Origin of the sequence: Pseudomonas sp. Hp2, assembly GCF_006386585.1 — a bacterium.
Taxonomy (GTDB): Bacteria; Pseudomonadota; Gammaproteobacteria; order Xanthomonadales; family Xanthomonadaceae; genus Pseudomonas_S; species Pseudomonas_S boreopolis.
Genome location: NZ_VAHJ01000004.1, coordinates 396,295 through 413,092 on the forward strand (window position 1 = coordinate 396,295; position 16,798 = coordinate 413,092).

Consider the following 16,798-nt stretch of genomic DNA (forward strand, 5'->3'; position numbering starts at 1 on the left):
TCCCCCGAAGATCCCCGATGCAAGAGCTGACCCCCTCGCAACGCTACGCGGCCGGCGTGGCACGCGGCGACTGGCGCGACGATCCCGCGCAGCATGCCGCCCTGGCCGAACTGGACCGCATCCACCTGGCGATCGCCGACAGCGCGCAGGAAGGCTGGCTGGACCGCCTGTCGGCGTTCTGGAAGAAGCCCGAGCCGGTGCGCGGGCTGTACTTCTGGGGCGGGGTCGGCCGCGGCAAGACCTTCCTCGTCGACCTGTTCTACGAAGGGCTGCCGATCCGGCAGAAGTACCGCACCCACTTCCACCGCTTCATGCGCGGCATCCACGAGCGGCTGCGCGAGCACCAGGGCCAGAGCGACCCGCTGGCGAAGATCGCGCAGGAATGGCGCGACAACCTGCGCGTGCTGGTGCTGGACGAGTTCTTCGTCACCGACATCGGCGACGCGATGCTGCTCGGGCGGCTGCTGGAGCGGCTGTTCGCCGAAGGCGTGACGCTGGTGACCACCTCCAACACCGCGCCGCAGAACCTGTACCTCAACGGCCTGCAGCGCGACAGCTTCCTGCCCGCGATCGCGCTGCTGCAGAAGTACTGCGTGGAACTGTACGCCGAGGGCACCGAGGACTACCGCATGCGCGCGCTGACCCGCTCGCCGGTGTACCGCGCGCCGCTGGCGGCCGATTCCGACGCGTGGCTGGCGGGGCGCTGGGGCGAGCTTTCCGGCAATGCCGAGGCGCGCGCGGGCAACATCGAGATCGAGGGTCGCAAGATCCCGGTGCGCGGGCGCGGCAAGAGCATCGTCTGGTTCGATTTCCCCGCGCTGTGCGAAGGCCCGCGCGGGCCGAGCGACTACATCGAGATCGCGCGCGAGTTCACCACCGTGCTGCTCGGCGGCATCCCGCACTTCGACCGCATGAACGAGGACGCGGCGCGGCGCTTCGTCAACCTGATCGACGAGCTGTACGACCGCCAGGTCAACCTGGTGTGCACCGCGCAGGACCCGCCGCCGCAGCTGTACACCGGCGACCGCCTGGCCGGTGCGTTCGAGCGCACCGCCTCGCGCCTGATCGAGATGCAGAGCGCCGAGTACCTGTCCACGCCGCACCGGGCGTGAGGGCCTGCCGCGAACATGAACGTCGGCTGTATATGGCGTAATTGTTGTTTGCTATTCGATAGCGCGCTATGTAAAGTGCACGCCATGAACTCCGGGCACTCCAACGACACGAACGCAGGCGCGCTGCTGAAGCTGGACAACCAGCTCTGCTTCGCCCTGTACTCGGCCAACCTGGCGATGCACAAGCTGTACCGCGGGCTGCTCAAGGACCTGGACCTGACCTACCCGCAGTACCTGGTGATGCTGGTGCTGTGGGAACAGGACCAGCGCACCGTCTCGGAGATCGGCGAGAAGCTCTACCTGGACTCGGCCACGCTGACTCCGCTGCTGAAGCGGCTCGAATCGGGCGGCCTGCTGACCCGCACGCGTGCGGCCAGCGACGAGCGCCAGGTGATCATCGCCTTGACCGAGCACGGTCGCCGCCTGCGCGAGAAGGCGCATGCGGTTCCCGAGCAGGTGTTGTGCGCCACCGCCTGCGACCTGGAACACCTGGGCCGGCTCAAGCATGAACTCGAAGAACTGCGCGGGAACCTCGCCCGCGCCTGATGCAAGCAAGCGGCACCTCGTTACGCCAAATAAGTAGTGCACGATCAAATCGTTTGTTAGTCAACCCGCGCATCCGCGCCCTTCAATCCAATCAGGAGCAACGACCATGGCTTCACCCACCACCATCCTCTACACCGCCCATGCCACCGCCACCGGCGGCCGCGACGGCCGTGCCGTGTCCTCGGACAAGGTCCTGGACGTCCGCCTGGCGACCCCGCGCGAACTCGGCGGCGCCGGCGGCGAAGGCACCAACCCCGAACAGCTGTTCGCCGCGGGCTACTCGGCCTGCTTCATCGGCGCGATGAAGTTCGTTGCCGGCCAGGAAAAGATCCGGCTGCCGGCCGAACCGACCATCGAGGGCAACGTCGGCATCGGCCAGATCCCCGGCGGCTTCGGCATCTCGGTGGAGCTGCGCATCTCCGTGCCGGGCATGGAGCGCGAAGCGCTGCAGGCCTTGGTCGAGAAGGCCCACCAGGTCTGCCCGTATTCCAACGCCACCCGCGGCAACATCGACGTCGTGCTGACGGTCGTCGCCTGATCCCCATCGCCCAAGGAGCACCCACATGAACACCCTCAGCAAGATCCTGGCCGCCGGCGCGATCGCCGCGGCCGCCGGCAACGCGGTCGCGGCCCAGCCGGCCCCGGCGCCCCATGCCTTGGCTAAGGTCCAGTCGTTCCTCGATGCCTTGAACGCCAGCGGCGGTACCCCGATCGAGCAACTGAGCCCGCAGCAGGCGCGCCAGGTGCTGACCGATGCCCAGGCCGGCGCCAAGCTGCCGCCGGCCGAGGTCTCGCGCAAGACCATCGAGGCCGACGGCCAGCGCATCGGCCTGGTCGTGGTCAAGCCGCAAGGCAGCGCGGGCAAGACCCTGCCAGTGTTCATGTTCTTCCATGGCGGCGGCTGGGTGCTGGGCGACTACCCGACCCATGAGCGCTTCATCCGCGACCTGGTGAACGAGTCCGGCGCAGCGGCGGTGTACGTGGACTACACGCCGTCGCCGGAAGCGCACTATCCGGTGGCGATCCACCAGGCCTACGCCGCCACCAAGTGGGTGGCCGAGCACGGCGCGGAAATCGGCGTGGACGGCTCCCGCCTGGCCCTGGCCGGCAACAGCGTCGGCGGCAACATGGTGGCCTCGGTGGCGCTGCAGGCCAAGGCGGCCGGCACGCCCAGGATCCGCTACCAGGTGCTGTTCTGGCCGGTCACCGACGCCGCTTTCGATACCGCGTCCTACGACCAGTTCGAGAACGGCCATTTCCTGACGCGCAACATGATGAAGTGGTTCTGGGATGCCTACACCACCGACCCGAAGCAGCGCGCGGAGATCTACGCCTCGCCGCTGCGGGCCAGCAAGGAGCAGCTCGCGGGCCTGCCGCCGGCGCTGATCCAGACCGCCGAGCTGGACGTGCTGCGCGACGAGGGCGAGGCCTACGGCCGCAAGCTGGACGAGGCCGGCGTGGAGGTGACCGTGACGCGCTACAACGGCCTGATCCACGACTACGGCCTGCTCAACGCGCTCAGCGACGTGCCCAGCGTGCGCACCGCGCTGCGCCAGGCCGGCAACGAACTGAAGCAGCACCTGGCCCAGCCGTGACCGCCGGTCCGCACCGCCCTTGCGGTGCCGGACGCGACGAAGCCGCCCGGGAAGCCCGCGGTGGCTTCGTCGCGTCCGCGGCCATGCAGGATGCCGCGGGGCCGCAAGCGCGCGGGTCCGCCTGCACAGTTCCATCGACGGGCGTGACCGCGCGACGCGCCCGCCGGCACAATGCCGCCATGACCACGCTTCCCTCGACGGCCGGGGCCGCCCCCGCTCCGTGACCCGCCCGCGTTCGCCGCTGCTGCTGCTGCCCGGCCTGCTCAACGATGCCGATCTCTGGCAGGAGCAGGTCGAGGCCCTGTCCGACATCGCCGACTGCGTGGTCGGCGACCTCACCCGCGGCGATTCGATGCGCGTGCTGGCCGAACAGGTGCTCGCGCAGATGCCGCAAACCGGGTCGTTCGCATTGGCCGGCTTCTCGCTGGGCGGCTACGTCGCCCAGGAAGTGCTGCGGCTGGCGCCGGAACGCGTCGACCGGCTCGCCTTGCTCGACACTTCCGCGCGCCCGGACTCGCCGCAGCGCGCGGCCCAGCGGCGCGAGCAGGAACGCGGCCTTTCCGCGCCCGGCACCTTCGTCGGTTTCGGCGAGCGGCTGATGCGCAGCTACGTCGATCCCTCGCGCCACGGCGACGGCGCGCTGCTGCAGCGCGTGCAGGCGATGACCCGCCGCCTGGGCGCGGACGTGTTCCTGCGCCAGAGCCGCCTGCGGCGCGACGATGGCCGCGACCTGCTCGCCGCGTTCGCGCGGCCGGCGCTGGTGCTGTGCGGCCAGAACGACGCGATCACGCCGCCGCCGCTGTCGCGCGAGATGGCGGCCCTGATGCCGGAGGCGCAACTGGTCGAACTGCCCGCCTGCGGCCACCTGTCCCCGCTGGAACAACCGCAGGCGGTGGCGGCGGCGATGCGGGCCTGGCTGCTGCGCTGAGTGGGCCGGGCGGGACTGCGCTCACCTCGCAGCGCGCAACGCGCTCCCGGCGGCGCCGCCGAGCGCCGCGCTGTAGCTGCCGGCTTCATGCCCGGCTTCCAGGTCGAGCAGGTGCAGCGGTTGCCCGTCGAGGCGGAATTCCAGCGACTGTTGCAGCGCATGCAGCGCCTCGACCTGCCCGCACAGTGTCCGCGCCCTGGCTTCGAGCGAGCGGCTGCGGGCTTCCATGCGCTGGTCCAGCGCTTTTTCCATGGCTTCGCTGCGTCGCTCCAGCCGGTCGGCACCGCCGGTGAACACCGCGAACAGCGCGCTGCGGACGACGCTGCCGGCCATCGCATCGGCGGCCTGCTCGATGTTGGCCTCGAAGCGTTCGTCGAACACCTCCTGGTCCCAGCGTCCCTTGCCGAGCGAGCCGTCGATCTGCGCCAGCGCACGTTCGCGATAGTCGTCCAGCGCGCGCGCCTTGCGCTTGCTGCCGGTCATGGCCTCGACCACGCCCGCGAACGCATCGAACACGATGTCCACCGTCTCGCGCGCGATGTCGGCGACGGCCGGCATCAGCGCCCGGGCGCCGGCTTCCAGCTGCCGCAGGCGCTGCGCATCGGCCTCGCTGACCTGCCGGACCTGCTGGTCCACGCTCAGGCGGCCGTCGTGGAAGAAGATCTCCTGCGGCTCGCCCTGCTTGCGATGCAGCCAGATGCCGCCGGTATCGGCCAGCACGTCGTAGGAGGTGCTGAAGCCGCATTGCCGGGACGACAGCTGCGGGCGGCTCTCGCCCGCCTGGACGGACAGCGGCACGGCCAGCAGCAGCGGCAGCAGCGAACGAAGGACGGGGGACATGGCGGAGACCTCCTTGTGGCGTGGCGCCAGCATGGAGGGTCGCCACGGACGCGGCATGTGAGGGAAGTCAGGATGACGCCGGTCGCGGACGGGCCGCCCGGACGCGGCCGCCTAGACCCCGCCGCGACGCGGGATCACGCCCGCCTAACGGCGCGCGCGGGATTCTTGCTGCATAGCAGCATCGGAGTCCGGTCATGCTCGACCCCCGCATCGAAAAGGTGGATCTCGCATTGAACGAGATCGATCCAGGCGAACTGGCCCGCAAGGTGGCGCTATGGCAGTGGGCCTGCCGCGAGATGCTGCACGAGACCTTGATCGGCATGCACCAGCTGTCCCACCTGGCGGGCATCGCCGAGCGCGTGGCCGATACCTGGCACGCGCCGGTGGACGTGTTCGAGCCCGAGCAACCCTTCATGGCGCGCGGCGCGCTGGCGGACCGGCGCCTGCCGCAGGTGCTGGATGGCCTCGGCCAGGCTGGCGATGCCGACGATCGCGCCCGGCTGTGGCGGCTGCGCTATGCCAGCCTGGTCGCCGCGACCTTGCAGGGCATGCGTGCGCTGGCCGGCAAGCACCGCATCGAACGCCAGGCCGTGCTCGACGGCTGGCATTGAGCCGCCTGCCCGTTCCCCCGCGTTTCCCCTCCGTCGTTCAACGCTCACGCGCCGACTGCTCCATGTGGCGCCAGGCATGCCGCACCAGCCCGCGGGCCTGCTCCCAGGGCACCGGCGACATGGGGTGCCGGCTCCGGTAGGTCTTGCGCAGTATCCGGTACAGCTGCAGTTCGCTCGCGTGCGGGTGCGCCAGGTAGACGTCGTAGCCCAGCTTGAGCAGCGTCGCGTAGTCGGAGAAGTCGTAGCGGCCCAGATGCCCGCCGGCATGCACGGCCTGCCAATAACTCAGCTCGGCCTGGACATCGATGATGGGACACGAGAAAGCGGAAACGGTCTGCATGGCGGAACTCCCGCAGTAGCGCCACGCCCCTGTTCCGACAACGTAGCATCCCGGCGACGGAAGCGCCAAGAGGGCGCGCGGCGCCGGCGCCGGATCGCCGCTTGGCGGCCACCTCCCGGGCGCGGGCGGCGCCTCGGTCGCTCAATCGTCCAGGCGTACCAGCCGCTTGCCGAAGTTGTCGCCGCGCAACAGGCCGATCAGGCCTTGCGGCGCGTTCTCCAGCCCTTCGACCACGTCCTCGCGATAGCGGATCCTGCCTTCGCGCAGCCATTGGCCCATCTCGCGCAGGAATTCCGGATACAGGCGGACGAAGTCGCGCTGAATGAAGCCGCGCACGGTCAGGCGCTGGCGGAGTATCTGGCTGAGGAAGTCGGGCAGCCGGTCCGGCCCGGGGCGGACCTCGCCGCGCGCGTTGTTGTAGGTGGCGATGGTGCCGCATACCGGAATGCGCGCGAAATCGTTGAGCAGGGGCAGCACGGCATCGAACACCTTGCCGCCGACGTTCTCGAAGTACACGTCGATGCCGTCGGGCACGGCCGCGCGCAACCGCTCGGCGAAATCGCCGGAGCGATGGTCCAGCGCTGCGTCCACCTGCAGTTCCTCGCGCAGGTAGCGCACCTTTTCCGGGCCGCCGGCGATGGCGACCACGCGCAGCCCCTGCAGCTTCGCCAGTTGCGCCACGGTGGCGCCGACCGGACCGCTGGCGGCGGCGACCACCAGCGTCTCGCCGGCTTGCGGCCGGCCGATCTCGCGCAGGCCGGCATAGGCGGTGAAGCCGGGCATGCCATGCACGCCGAGCGCCGTGCTCGGCGGCGGCTGGCCGTTTGGATCGAGCTTGCGGTTGAGTGTGCCGCCATCGACGATCGCGTGGGTCTGCCACCCGCCGGCCGGCGCGAACACCCAGTCGCCGCGCGCAAAGCCCGGATGGTGCGATTCGAGCACTTCGGCCACGGTGCGGCCTTCCATCACCTCGCCCAACGCGACCGGCGGCGCGTAGGAGCGGCCTTCGTCCATGCGTCCGCGCATGTACGGGTCCAGGGAGAGAATGCGGTTGCGCAGCAGCACCTGGCCGGGACCAGGCAGCGGCAAGGGAACTTCTTCCAGGCGGAAGTTCGCGGCGGTCGGCTCGCCCTGCGGGCGCGCGGCGAGCACGATGCGGCGGTTGACGATCGGGGAGGCGGGCATGGGGGCGTTCTTGCGTGCGGAGGGGAACGAGGGGCGATGGCCGGCGGCATCGGCGAAGCCGCATGCGCGCTCGCGCTACGGCCCTTGCGCCCGGCGGCCGCGCCAAGGCGAGGAATCGCCGCGCGGCGCCGCGGATGTCACGCCACGTCCTCGGCGCTGGCCGCGTCCAGTTGCGCGACGTCGTCGGCGGACAGCTCCAGCGATGCCGCCTTGAGGATGTCGCGCAATTGCTCCACCGAGGTGGCGCTGGCGATGGGCGCGGTGACCGACGGGCGCGCGATCAGCCATGCGAGGGCGGCCTGCGCGGGCGTGGCAGAGTGCTTGGCGGCGATGTCGTCGAGCGCGGCCAGGATGCGGATGCCGCGCGGATTGAGGTACTGCTTCACCACCGAGGCGCCGCGCGCGCTGCTCTTGGCCGCGTCCGCGGCGCTGCGGTACTTGCCGGTGAGGAACCCGCTGGCCAGCGAGTAGTAGCCGATCACGCCGAGGCCCTGCTCGCGCACCAGCGGTTCCAGCGCGGCCTCGTAGCCGGCGCGGTCGTAGAGGTTGTATTCCGGCTGCAGCGTCTCGTAGCGGGGCAACTTGAACTGGCGCGAGACCTCCAGCGCGTCGCGCAGGCGCCGGGCATCGTAGTTGGAGGCGCCGATCGCGCGCACCTTGCCCGCCTCGACCAGGCGGCCGAACGCGGCCAGCGTGGCTTCCAGCGGCGTGGACTCGTCGTCCTCGTGCGCCTGGTAGAGGTCGATCACGTCGGTCTGCAGGCGCCTGAGCGAATCGTCCACCGCCGCGGCGATGTTCTCGGCGGACAGGCCCGGATGCTCGCTCCACTTGGCGACCTTGGTCGCGATCACGATCCTGTCGCGCTTGCCGCTGCGCTTGAGCCACTTGCCGATGATCGTTTCCGACTCGCCGCCATGGTTGCCGGGCACCCAGGCCGAATAGACGTCGGCGGTGTCGACGAGGTTGAAGCCGGCGTCGACGAAGGCATCGAGCAGTTCGAACGATGTCTTCTCGTCGGCGCTCCAGCCGAACACGTTGCCGCCGAATGCGATCGGTGCAACCTTCAGGCCGGAACGGCCGAGTTCGCGCAGCTGGGTCATGGGGGCGCTCCTGTTGAACAGAACGCCAAGCATAGTCACGCATGCCGCCGCCGCGTGTGACACCGGCACGGATTCAGTGTTTCGCATGCGGCGTCGCGCTAACGGTTTTTGAACGCATCGGCACGCGCGGCACGGCGTGCTAGGCTCGCCGCACTCGAATTCGCGGAGGGAGAGCGTCATGAGACAACATCATTTCGCGGGCGCTTGCCTGCTCGCGCTGGGCATGCTTGCGGCGGTGCCGGTCGCTTCTGCGATCAAGCCCGCCGACACGGCGACGTTGCCGGCGCCGGATGCGGGACTGCAGGCGGCGATCGACGGCGCATGGCGCGATCCGGCCAACGTCCGGCGCGACGCATACCGCCATCCCGGGCAGACGCTGGCCTTCTTCGGCCTGGAGCCGGACCAGACCGTCATCGAGATCACGCCAGGCGCCGGTTGGTATTCGGAGATCCTCGCGCCCTACCTGCGCGAGCGCGGCCGCTACGTCGCCGCGGTGGTCGACCCGCAGGCGGTGCCGGAAGGCAGGGGCCGCGACTACCAGCAGCGCGGGCGCGACCAGTTGGAGAAGAAGTTCGCCGCGCAGCCCGAGCTGTACGGCAAGGCCACCGTGGTCGCCTACGCGCCGGATGCGCCGGTGTTCGGCCCGGACGGCTCCGCCGACGTGGTGCTGACGTTCCGCAACGTGCACAACTGGCGCATGGCCGGGCAAGCCGAGGGCATGTTCAAGGGCTTCTACAAGGTGCTCAAGCCGGGCGGCGTGCTCGGCGTGGTGGAACATCGCGCCAAGGGCGACGTGCCGGCCGACGACAAGAGCGGCTACGTCGGCCAGGCCCAGGTGATCGCGATGGCCGAGGCGGCCGGCTTCGAGCTGGCCGGCAAGAGCGAGGTCAACGCCAATCCGCGCGACACCAAGGACCATCCCAACGGCGTGTGGACGCTGCCGCCGAGCAACAACCACGAACCCGCCGACGATGCCAAGTACAAGGCCATCGGCGAAAGCGACCGGATGACGCTGAAGTTCGTCAAGCGCTGACGAATCGCGGAAACCTCGTCGTCCCGCGGAAGCGGAAGCACCCGATCGCCGGAACGCGCTTTTCGCTTCCGCGGGACGACGCGCGGCAAGCCCCGCCCTCCCACGGCCAGCGGACCGCGAACGGGCTGCTGGTCGTTGCGAGTCCCGAGTCCGACACCATGCTCATCGCCCTCAACAAGCCCTTCAACGTGCTCTGCCAGTTCACCGACCGCAGCGATCCGCCGCGACGCACGCTGGCCGAGTTCGGCCTGCCGCCGGACGTGTACGCGGCAGGCCGCCTGGACTACGACAGCGAAGGGCTGCTGTTGCTCACCGACGACGGCCGGCTGGCGTCGCGGCTGACCGACCCGCGCCACAAGGAGCGCAAGACGTACTGGGTGCAGGTGGAAGGCGCGCCGCGCGAGGAGCAGTTGGCGCAGTTGCGGCGCGGCGTGCGGCTCAACGACGGGCCGACGCTGCCGGCCGGCGCGGAACTGCTGGAGACGGCCCCGGCGCTGTGGCCGCGGGATCCGCCGGTGCGCTACCGCAAGTCGGTGCCGGATGCATGGCTGCAGATCACCTTGCGCGAGGGCCGCAACCGGCAGGTGCGGCGAATGACCGCGGCGGTGGGGCTGCCGACGTTGCGGCTGGTACGCGTGGCGATCGGCGGCCACCGGCTGGATGGACTGGCACCCGGGGAGTGGCGGCGGATCGGTTGATCGCGGAAGCAGGAATGGCGCCGGCAGAGGCGAACCGTCGCCGGCGGGAATCGCCGCGAATTCTCGGTCGCATCCCCGCGATCCCGCTACGCGCCGATGGCGAGCAAACGGCGCTTTCCCGCCCTCGGGAGAGGGATGGCTCCACCAAGGGATACGAGAAGGCGGACGGGCGGGATCACTCGGCGCCGTCGGTCGGGGTGGTGGCGAAGCGGCGGTTGGCGCGCGCGGCGCGCCGTGCGGAGGTGTTGCCGGCATTGCCGTTGAGGCGTTCGGCGCTGCCTTCGATCACGCCTTGCTCCTGCTCGCGTTGCTTGCGCTTGCGGTACAGCGCATAGCCGATCAAGCCGACGCCGGCGACCGCCGCAGCCACGGCGATGGCGGGATTGCGCCGCACGAACTTGCCGGCGACGCGGCCGCCGGTCTTGACCGCGCCGATCGCCGCGCCGGTCTTCAGCCATTCGCTGGCATGCGGGGCGGCATGGCGCAGGCTGCTGCCGGCATGCTTGAGGCCGTCGCCGGCGCTGCTGGCCAGTTCCAGCGCCCGCTCCAGGGCACGGTCGGTGATCACGGTCAACTTGCTCATGGGGAGTCATCCTTTTCGTGGGCTGGACGAACAGTGTCCGACGGGATGCGTGTACGGGACGTTAGGCGGCGCTGGGCGTATCGGGCGCACAGAAGAAGCCCGCTGAGTTCGCCGTGCCACGGGCGGGACAGGATCACGTCCCGCGGGGCTTCGCGCGATGGGTGGCAGTGGCGGTCCAGGGGTCGTCGGGCCAAGGATGCTTCGGATACCTCCCCTTCATCTCCTTCTTCACCTCCGCATAGGTGGTATCCCAGAAATTGCGCAGGTCGCGGGTGACCTGCAACGGCTTGCCGCCCGGCGAGAGCAGGTGCAGCAGCAGCGGCACGCGGCCATCGGCGATGCGCGGGGTGTCGGCCAGGCCGAACAGCTCCTGCAGCTTGACCGCCAGCACCGGCGGCTGCGGTTCGCCGGCATGGTCGAGGGCATAGACGATGGGGCGCTCCATGCCGGACGGCACTTCGATGCGGGCCGGCGCATGGCGCTCGACCCACTGGCGGCGGTCCCACGGCAGCGGCGTCTTCAGCGCTTCGCCGAGCTCGGCTTCGTCGAGCGCGTCCAGCCGCGTCTTGCCGGCGAAGGCGGGCGCCAGCCAGTCCTCCAGCGTGGCGAGCAGGGCTTCGTCGCCGTAATCGGGCAGGCCCAGTTCCGGCATCCAGGCGCGCAGCGACTGCACGCGCGCGCGCCACTGCCGCAGCGATTCGGTCCACGGCAGCGCATCCAGGCCGAGCTCGCGCACCGCTCCGGCCAGCGCTTGCGCGGCATGCCGGGGATCGACCTTCCCGGCCGGGCGGCTGTCGAGCACGATGCGGTCGAAGCTCGATTCTCGCCGCGCCACGAGCGCGCGCTTGTCCGCGTCCCAGCGCACCACGTCCTGCTGCACGAAGCGCTCGGCGAAGTCGCGGCGCAGGCGCGCTTCGTCGACCGGGGCGGCGCGCAGCAGCAGGGCATCGCGCGCCTCGTAGCGCAGTTCGCTGGCGACCAGCCAGGGTTCGCCGCGCAGGTCGCTGGTATCGAACAGGCGTGCGCTGCGGCCGTTGGCGAGCAGATAGCGCAGCGGATCGGCGGGATGGCGCGCGGCGATGCGGTCGGGAAAGGCGTGGGCGAGCAGGTCGCCGAGTTCATGGGCGTCGATCTCGCCGGGCGGCGTCGCCTCGCAGCGCAGCCGCCGGCGCCATTGCCGGGCCGCCGCGTCGATCGCGGCCAGGGCGCTGCGGCTGGCATCGTGCGGGGCACGGCCGGCGCGGAACGCGGCCAGTGCGCGCCAGCGGGCCGCCAGCGCATCGCCGCCCTGGCGCAGCGGATCGCGCGCTTCCAGCAGCGCCGCCAGGTCGCACGCCAGCGCCTGTTCGCGCGCTCCCTGCGCGGCGAGCAGCATCGCGGCCAGGCGTGGATGGGTACCCAGCGCGAGCATGCGCCGGCCCGGCGTGGTGATCGCGTTGCCGCCGGACAGCGCACCCAGGCGTTGCAGCAACTCGCGCGCGGCGGCCAGCGCGCCGGCCGGTGGCGGGTCGGCGAAACGCAGCGCGTCGCTGCCCCAGGCGGCCAGCTCCAGCGCCAGCCCGGCCAGCTCGACCTGCGCGATCTCGGGCCGGCGCTGGGCTTCCAGGCGCTGCGACTGCGGCCACAACCGGTAGGCCCAGCCTTCGGCGACGCGCCCGGCGCGCCCCGCGCGCTGGTCGGCGGAAGCCTGCGCGATCGTCGTCACGTCCAGGCGCGAGAAGCCGCTGTTGGGATCGTAGTGCGGCTCGCGCGCCAGGCCGCTGTCGATCACCACGCGCACGCCGGGCAAGGTGACCGAGGATTCGGCGACGTTGGTGGCGAGCACCACGCGGCGGCGGCCGCCGGGATCGGGCTGCAGCACGCGCGCCTGCTGTTCGACGGGGAGTTCGCCGTGCAGCGGCAGCACCTCGATGCCTGCGCCCGCCTGCGACAGGGACGCGGCATCCAGGGCCGCCTGGAGCCGGGCGATCTCGCGCTGGCCAGGCAGGAACACCAGGAGGTCGCCCGGATGCGCCGCCAGCGCATGCTCGATCGCGCGGCGCGCCTGCGCTTCCATCGACTCGTCGCGGCGTGCGGGGAAATGCGCGATCTCGACCGGGAAGCCGCGGCCTTCGCTGGTGAGCCGCGGCGCGTCGAGGAACTGCGCCAGCCGCTCGCCGTCGAGCGTGGCCGACATCGCCACGATGCGTAGGTCGTCGCGCAGTTGCGCCTGTACGTCCAGCGCCAGCGCCAAACCGAGGTCGCCGGCCAGGTGGCGTTCGTGGAACTCGTCGAACAGCAGTGCGCCGACGCCTTCCAGCAGGGGATCGTCCTGGATCATCCGGGTCAGGATGCCTTCGGTGACGACCTCGATGCGGGTCTGCGCGGACACCTTGTTCTCGAAGCGGATGCGATAGCCCACGGTCTGGCCGGGCTGCTCCCCGAGCTGGCGCGCCATGAAGCCGGCGGCGCTGCGGGCGGCCACGCGGCGCGGTTCCAGCATCACGATCCTGCGGCCGGCGAGCCACGGCGCGTCGAGCAGCGCCAGCGGCACCTGCGTGGTCTTGCCGGCGCCAGGCGGTGCTTCCAGCACCAGGCGCGGATGCTCGGACAGGCTGGCGGCGATGGCCGGCAGCAACGGGGAAATCGGGAACGTGGGGCTGCTCATGCGCGGGGAAGGATACGGGCTGCGCGCTTCCGGCGCCCATCTCCCGCCGCGCCGGGATCGGGTGCGGGCCGGCAGGCGACGTCCGCTCAGAACAGCTCGTCGAGTTGCTCGAAGAAGCGCCGCCTGTCCGGCCGATCCGGAACGCCGATCGTGGCCAGCAACGCCCGTGCCGCCTCGTCGCCGACGTCCTCGCGCAGGTTGCGATGGGCGAAGGCGACGTCCAGCCAGCGATCGGCGACGCCACCGCGGCCGAGGTCGATGAAGTGCAGCCTGTCGTGCGCATCCACGAACACGTTGCTGTCGCACAGGTCGCCGTGCGAGAACACCGGATCCTCGTCGGGCAGGTGCGCCTGCAGGTGCGCGAGCAGGGCCTGCGGCGTGTCCAGGCCTGGCCATTGCGAGAGGTCGTGGTCGGGGTCGATCAGGTCGCGGGCCAGCAGGTAGTCCAGCTCGCGCAGCCGCATCGCGGCGCCCGAGTCGAACGGGCAGTCCGAGACCGGCACGGCTTGCAGCTGTCGCAGCGCTTCGCGGAACAGGCCGGTGACCGGCAGGCCCGCGCGGAGGCGGGCGGACAAGGGCACGCCGGGCACCGCGCGCGTGACCATGAATTCCTCGCCCTCGCCCTCGCCCTCGTGCTCGGCCACCGCCACGACCTCGGCAACGGACAGCTTGCCCGCGAGCCAGTCCAGCACGCGCGCCTCGCGCCGCACGCTGTACGTGGTCGCCGCATGGACGGCGGGGCAGATCTTCAGGAAGAAGCGTTCGCGGCCGCGCCGGAACGCATGCACGCGACAGGGCGATTCGCCGATCGTATCCGGCAGCAGCGGCGCGCCGGCGACGACCTGCCGGATCGCGGCAGGCAAGGAGTCGTGCATGGACTTCGGGCGTGGTGGTGCGGGCGGAGTATGCGTTCCGCAGGTCGCGTCCCGCCCGGCTCGGCCGGCGGAACGCGATGGCGTGCGCGCAAGGGCGCCATCGGGACCACGCCGGTTCGTCGTGGCGTCCGGATGCGCCGGGCGCGTCAGTCCTTCGGCGGCGTGGGCGTGGGCGTGGAGAAGGCGATGGCGCTGGCGCCCGTGATCGGGCCGGTCTTCGCGCTGCCGTGCACGTAGAGCTTGACCGGCATTTCGAACTCGAGCGGGCCGTCCACCACGGCATTGGGGCCGATCACCACGCGGGGCGGGCGCCGGACATTGCTGTGGAACGGCTTCTTGAGGTGGATGCGGCCCTTGACGTGCGAGCCGATGCCGACGGTGATGTCGCTGCTGACGAAGGTGATGTCGCCCGCGACCTCGGCCTGCACCAGTCCGACGGCGCCGCTGATCGTGGTGATATCGCCTTCGATCCTGCTGCCGCGGTCGGCGAAGATGCTGCCGCTGACCGTGTCCACGCCGCCGTCGACCACCGCGCCGCGCCCCAGGGTGATGCGGCCGCTCACGTTCTTCAGTTCCCCGGTCTCGACGTCGTCGGCCAACTTCAGGTCGCCGCTGGTCGTGGCGATGTCGCCGACCTTGGCGCCGCGGTCGACGGTGACGTCGCCGCTGACGGACTGCACACTCCTGGCTCCGGCGTTGCTGCCCACGTGGATGTCGCCGCTCACCGTGCTCAGCCCGCCGTACTTCTGCCCGGGGGCTACCTGCACGTCATCGGAGATCTTGCTCAGGTCCTGCTGGGCCAACGCGGGAGCGGCGGCCAGCAAGGCCAGCCACAGAATCGATCTTGAAGCACGCATGGGGATCTCCTTGCTGCGATGGACGATGGCGGGGTTGCTTGAAGGCGGGCCGGGACAGGATGGGACCATGCCGGGGCGGCAGGGGGCACCTGCCTGAAGTCACTGGGCCGATCGGTTGCTGTTCGCGGGAACGGTTCCAGTCCCGACGGAGCCGCACCCGGCTCGTGGTGGATGGAGTCCCGGGAATGCACCGCTCACTGCAACGCATGCCGCAGCACGAACAGCGCGGTGATCACCCAACTGGCCGGATGCACCTCGCGCCAGCGCCCGGCCCCCAGCTTGAGCGCGACGTAGGCGAGGAAGCCCAGCGCCAGGCCATCGGCGATCGAATAGGTCAGCGGCATCGCCAGCGCGCACAAGGCGGCCGGCAGCGATTCGCCCAGGTCGTCCCATCGCACGTCGACCAGTTCGCGCAGCATCGAGGCGGCCACGTAGACCAGCGCCGGCGCGGTGGCGTAGGCAGGCACCATCGCCGCCAGCGGCGAGAACAGCAGCGCAAGCAGGAACAGCGCGGCCACGGTCAGCGCGGTCAGGCCGGTGCGCCCGCCGGCCTGCACGCCCGAGGCGCTCTCGATGTAGGCGGTGGTGCTGGACGTGCCCAGCAGCGAGCCGGCGAGGATCGCGCCGCTGTCGGCGAACAGCGCCCGGTTGAAGCGGCGCTGCAGCGCCGGCGTGCCGAGCAGGCCGGCGCGCTTGGCCACGCCCATCAGCGTGCCGGTGGCGTCGAACACCTCCACCAGCACGAACACCAGCACCACGTGCATGACCGCCGCGATGGCCGAGCCGCTGCCGTGGCCGCCCAGCGCGCCGGCCAGGTCGAGTTCGAGGAAGGTCGGCGCCAGGCTCGGCGGCCATGCGAGCAGGCCCTGCCAGTGCACCAGCCCGAGCATGCCGGCGGCCACGGTGACGGCGATGATGCCGAGCAGGATCGCACCGCGGATGCGGTGCAGGTCGAGGATCGCGATCAGGCCCAATCCCGCCAGCGCCAGCAACGGCTCGGGCCTGTGCAGGTCGCCCAGCGCCACCAGCGTGGCCGGCTGCGCGACCACCAGCCCCGCCTTCTGCAGGCCGATGAAGGCCAGGAACAACCCGATGCCGGCCGCGATACCGCTGCGCAGGGCGGGCGGGATGCCATCCACCAGCCAGCGCCGCGCGCCGGTCAGCGTCAGCAGCACGAACAGGCAGCCGGACACGAACACCAATCCCAGCGCCTGCTGCCAGCTGTAGCCGAGCGTGCCGACCACGGTGAACGCGAAGAACGCGTTGAGGCCCATGCCGGGCGCGGCGCCGACCGGATAGTTGGCGAGCAGGCCCATCAGCGCCGAGCCCAGCGCGGCCGCCAGGCAGGTGGCGACGAAGACCGCGCCGCGGTCCATGCCGGTCGAGGCCAGGATGTCCGGGTTGACGAAGACGATGTAGGACATCGTCAGGAAGGTGGTCGTGCCGGCCAGCAATTCGGTGCGCACCGTGGTGCGCGCGCCGGCGAGGTCGAAGCGGCCGATCATCGGGTCGTTCCGCGGGGGTTCGGCGCGATCGGGGCGCTTGGGCGGAAATACGGAGAACGGCTCGGTTTCATGCTTGGGCTCGCAGGGGAGGGGGCTACCCGCTTCCTGCGGGACGACGCGTGCCTATTCTGCCGGCTGCGACGGACCGGCGCGCACGCGGGAGATCGTGCCTACGGACGGGCGGGCCTCCATTGTCCCCGATGCAGTCCGGACATCCGGGTGAAGCGCCTCGTGGGAGGGACTTCAGTCCCGGCGTGCCTTGCCGGCGCCGTTGGACGATCGCGATTCCTGCTCCGTCCGGCGGCCGAACCACGTCGCCCGGAGAGCGGGGCGACGACGAACC

General features: G+C 70.9%; 17 protein-coding genes. 8 read left to right on the top strand and 9 right to left on the bottom strand.

Annotated elements, in window-relative coordinates:
* Window positions 1-17: 17 nt before the first annotated feature.
* The 5 genes from zapE to FD678_RS14740 all read left to right on the top strand — a co-directional run bounded on the left by zapE (window position 18) and on the right by FD678_RS14740 (window position 4,181).
* Window positions 18-1,112 (top strand): cell division protein ZapE, encoded by a 1,095-nt coding sequence (gene zapE, locus FD678_RS14720; RefSeq protein ID WP_140725163.1) that lies wholly within the window; start codon window positions 18-20, stop codon window positions 1,110-1,112.
* Between the two features lie 84 nt (window positions 1,113-1,196).
* Window positions 1,197-1,658: a MarR family winged helix-turn-helix transcriptional regulator gene (locus FD678_RS14725; protein WP_140725166.1), complete on the top strand. Its 462-nt coding sequence runs from the start codon at window positions 1,197-1,199 to the stop codon at window positions 1,656-1,658.
* Between the two features lie 106 nt (window positions 1,659-1,764).
* On the top strand, window positions 1,765-2,196 hold the full coding sequence (locus tag FD678_RS14730; RefSeq protein ID WP_140725169.1) for an organic hydroperoxide resistance protein: 432 nt from the start codon (window positions 1,765-1,767) through the stop codon (window positions 2,194-2,196).
* A 25-nt stretch (window positions 2,197-2,221) separates the two neighbouring features.
* Window positions 2,222-3,253 (top strand): alpha/beta hydrolase, encoded by a 1,032-nt coding sequence (locus FD678_RS14735; RefSeq protein ID WP_140725172.1) that lies wholly within the window; start codon window positions 2,222-2,224, stop codon window positions 3,251-3,253.
* A 220-nt stretch (window positions 3,254-3,473) separates the two neighbouring features.
* Entirely contained in the window at window positions 3,474-4,181 is a 708-nt protein-coding gene (locus FD678_RS14740; protein ID WP_140725176.1) for an alpha/beta fold hydrolase, read from the top strand.
* Between the two features lie 21 nt (window positions 4,182-4,202).
* Here FD678_RS14740 and FD678_RS14745 read toward each other — a convergent pair whose 3' ends face one another.
* The gene (locus FD678_RS14745; RefSeq protein ID WP_140725179.1) at window positions 4,203-5,021 is read right to left on the bottom strand and encodes a DUF2884 family protein; all 819 of its coding nucleotides are present in this window, start codon (window positions 5,019-5,021) and stop codon (window positions 4,203-4,205) included.
* A 194-nt stretch (window positions 5,022-5,215) separates the two neighbouring features.
* On the opposite strand from FD678_RS14745, the gene FD678_RS14750 reads away from it, so the two are divergent.
* A complete protein-coding gene (locus FD678_RS14750; protein WP_140725182.1) occupies window positions 5,216-5,632 on the top strand; it encodes a hypothetical protein in 417 nt (138 codons plus the stop codon).
* A 37-nt stretch (window positions 5,633-5,669) separates the two neighbouring features.
* Here FD678_RS14750 and FD678_RS14755 read toward each other — a convergent pair whose 3' ends face one another.
* From FD678_RS14755 to FD678_RS14765, 3 genes are all read right to left on the bottom strand, one after another.
* Window positions 5,670-5,972, bottom strand: coding sequence for a hypothetical protein (locus FD678_RS14755; RefSeq protein ID WP_140725185.1), 303 nt, complete (start codon window positions 5,970-5,972; stop codon window positions 5,670-5,672).
* Between the two features lie 141 nt (window positions 5,973-6,113).
* A complete protein-coding gene (locus FD678_RS14760) occupies window positions 6,114-7,157 on the bottom strand; it encodes an NADP-dependent oxidoreductase (RefSeq protein ID WP_140725188.1) in 1,044 nt (347 codons plus the stop codon).
* A gap of 137 nt (window positions 7,158-7,294) precedes the next feature.
* Window positions 7,295-8,257, bottom strand: a complete 963-nt coding sequence (locus tag FD678_RS14765) for an aldo/keto reductase (protein ID WP_140725193.1) — start codon at window positions 8,255-8,257, stop codon at window positions 7,295-7,297.
* A 178-nt stretch (window positions 8,258-8,435) separates the two neighbouring features.
* Here FD678_RS14765 and FD678_RS14770 point away from each other — a divergent pair, with 178 nt between their 5' ends.
* Window positions 8,436-9,290 carry a class I SAM-dependent methyltransferase gene (locus FD678_RS14770; RefSeq protein ID WP_140725196.1) on the top strand — a complete coding sequence of 285 codons (855 nt, stop codon included), beginning with the start codon at window positions 8,436-8,438 and terminating at the stop codon, window positions 9,288-9,290.
* 158 nt (window positions 9,291-9,448) lie between these two features.
* Window positions 9,449-9,988: a pseudouridine synthase gene (locus FD678_RS14775; RefSeq protein ID WP_140725200.1), complete on the top strand. Its 540-nt coding sequence runs from the start codon at window positions 9,449-9,451 to the stop codon at window positions 9,986-9,988.
* A gap of 175 nt (window positions 9,989-10,163) precedes the next feature.
* On the opposite strand, the gene FD678_RS14780 is transcribed toward FD678_RS14775, so the two are convergent.
* From FD678_RS14780 to FD678_RS14800, 5 genes are all read right to left on the bottom strand, one after another.
* Entirely contained in the window at window positions 10,164-10,571 is a 408-nt protein-coding gene (locus FD678_RS14780) for a hypothetical protein (protein WP_140725203.1), read from the bottom strand.
* 133 nt (window positions 10,572-10,704) lie between these two features.
* Window positions 10,705-13,218, bottom strand: a complete 2,514-nt coding sequence (gene hrpB / locus FD678_RS14785) for an ATP-dependent helicase HrpB (RefSeq protein ID WP_140725206.1) — start codon at window positions 13,216-13,218, stop codon at window positions 10,705-10,707.
* Window positions 13,219-13,304: 86 nt separating this feature from the next.
* On the bottom strand, window positions 13,305-14,093 hold the full coding sequence (locus FD678_RS14790; protein ID WP_140725209.1) for an APH(3') family aminoglycoside O-phosphotransferase: 789 nt from the start codon (window positions 14,091-14,093) through the stop codon (window positions 13,305-13,307).
* A gap of 146 nt (window positions 14,094-14,239) precedes the next feature.
* Window positions 14,240-14,950 carry a DUF4097 domain-containing protein gene (locus tag FD678_RS14795; protein ID WP_140725212.1) on the bottom strand — a complete coding sequence of 237 codons (711 nt, stop codon included), beginning with the start codon at window positions 14,948-14,950 and terminating at the stop codon, window positions 14,240-14,242.
* Window positions 14,951-15,144: 194 nt separating this feature from the next.
* Complete coding sequence (locus tag FD678_RS14800; protein WP_140725216.1) at window positions 15,145-16,455, bottom strand: NCS2 family permease; 1,311 nt, start codon at window positions 16,453-16,455, stop codon at window positions 15,145-15,147.
* Window positions 16,456-16,798: the final 343 nt, after the last annotated feature.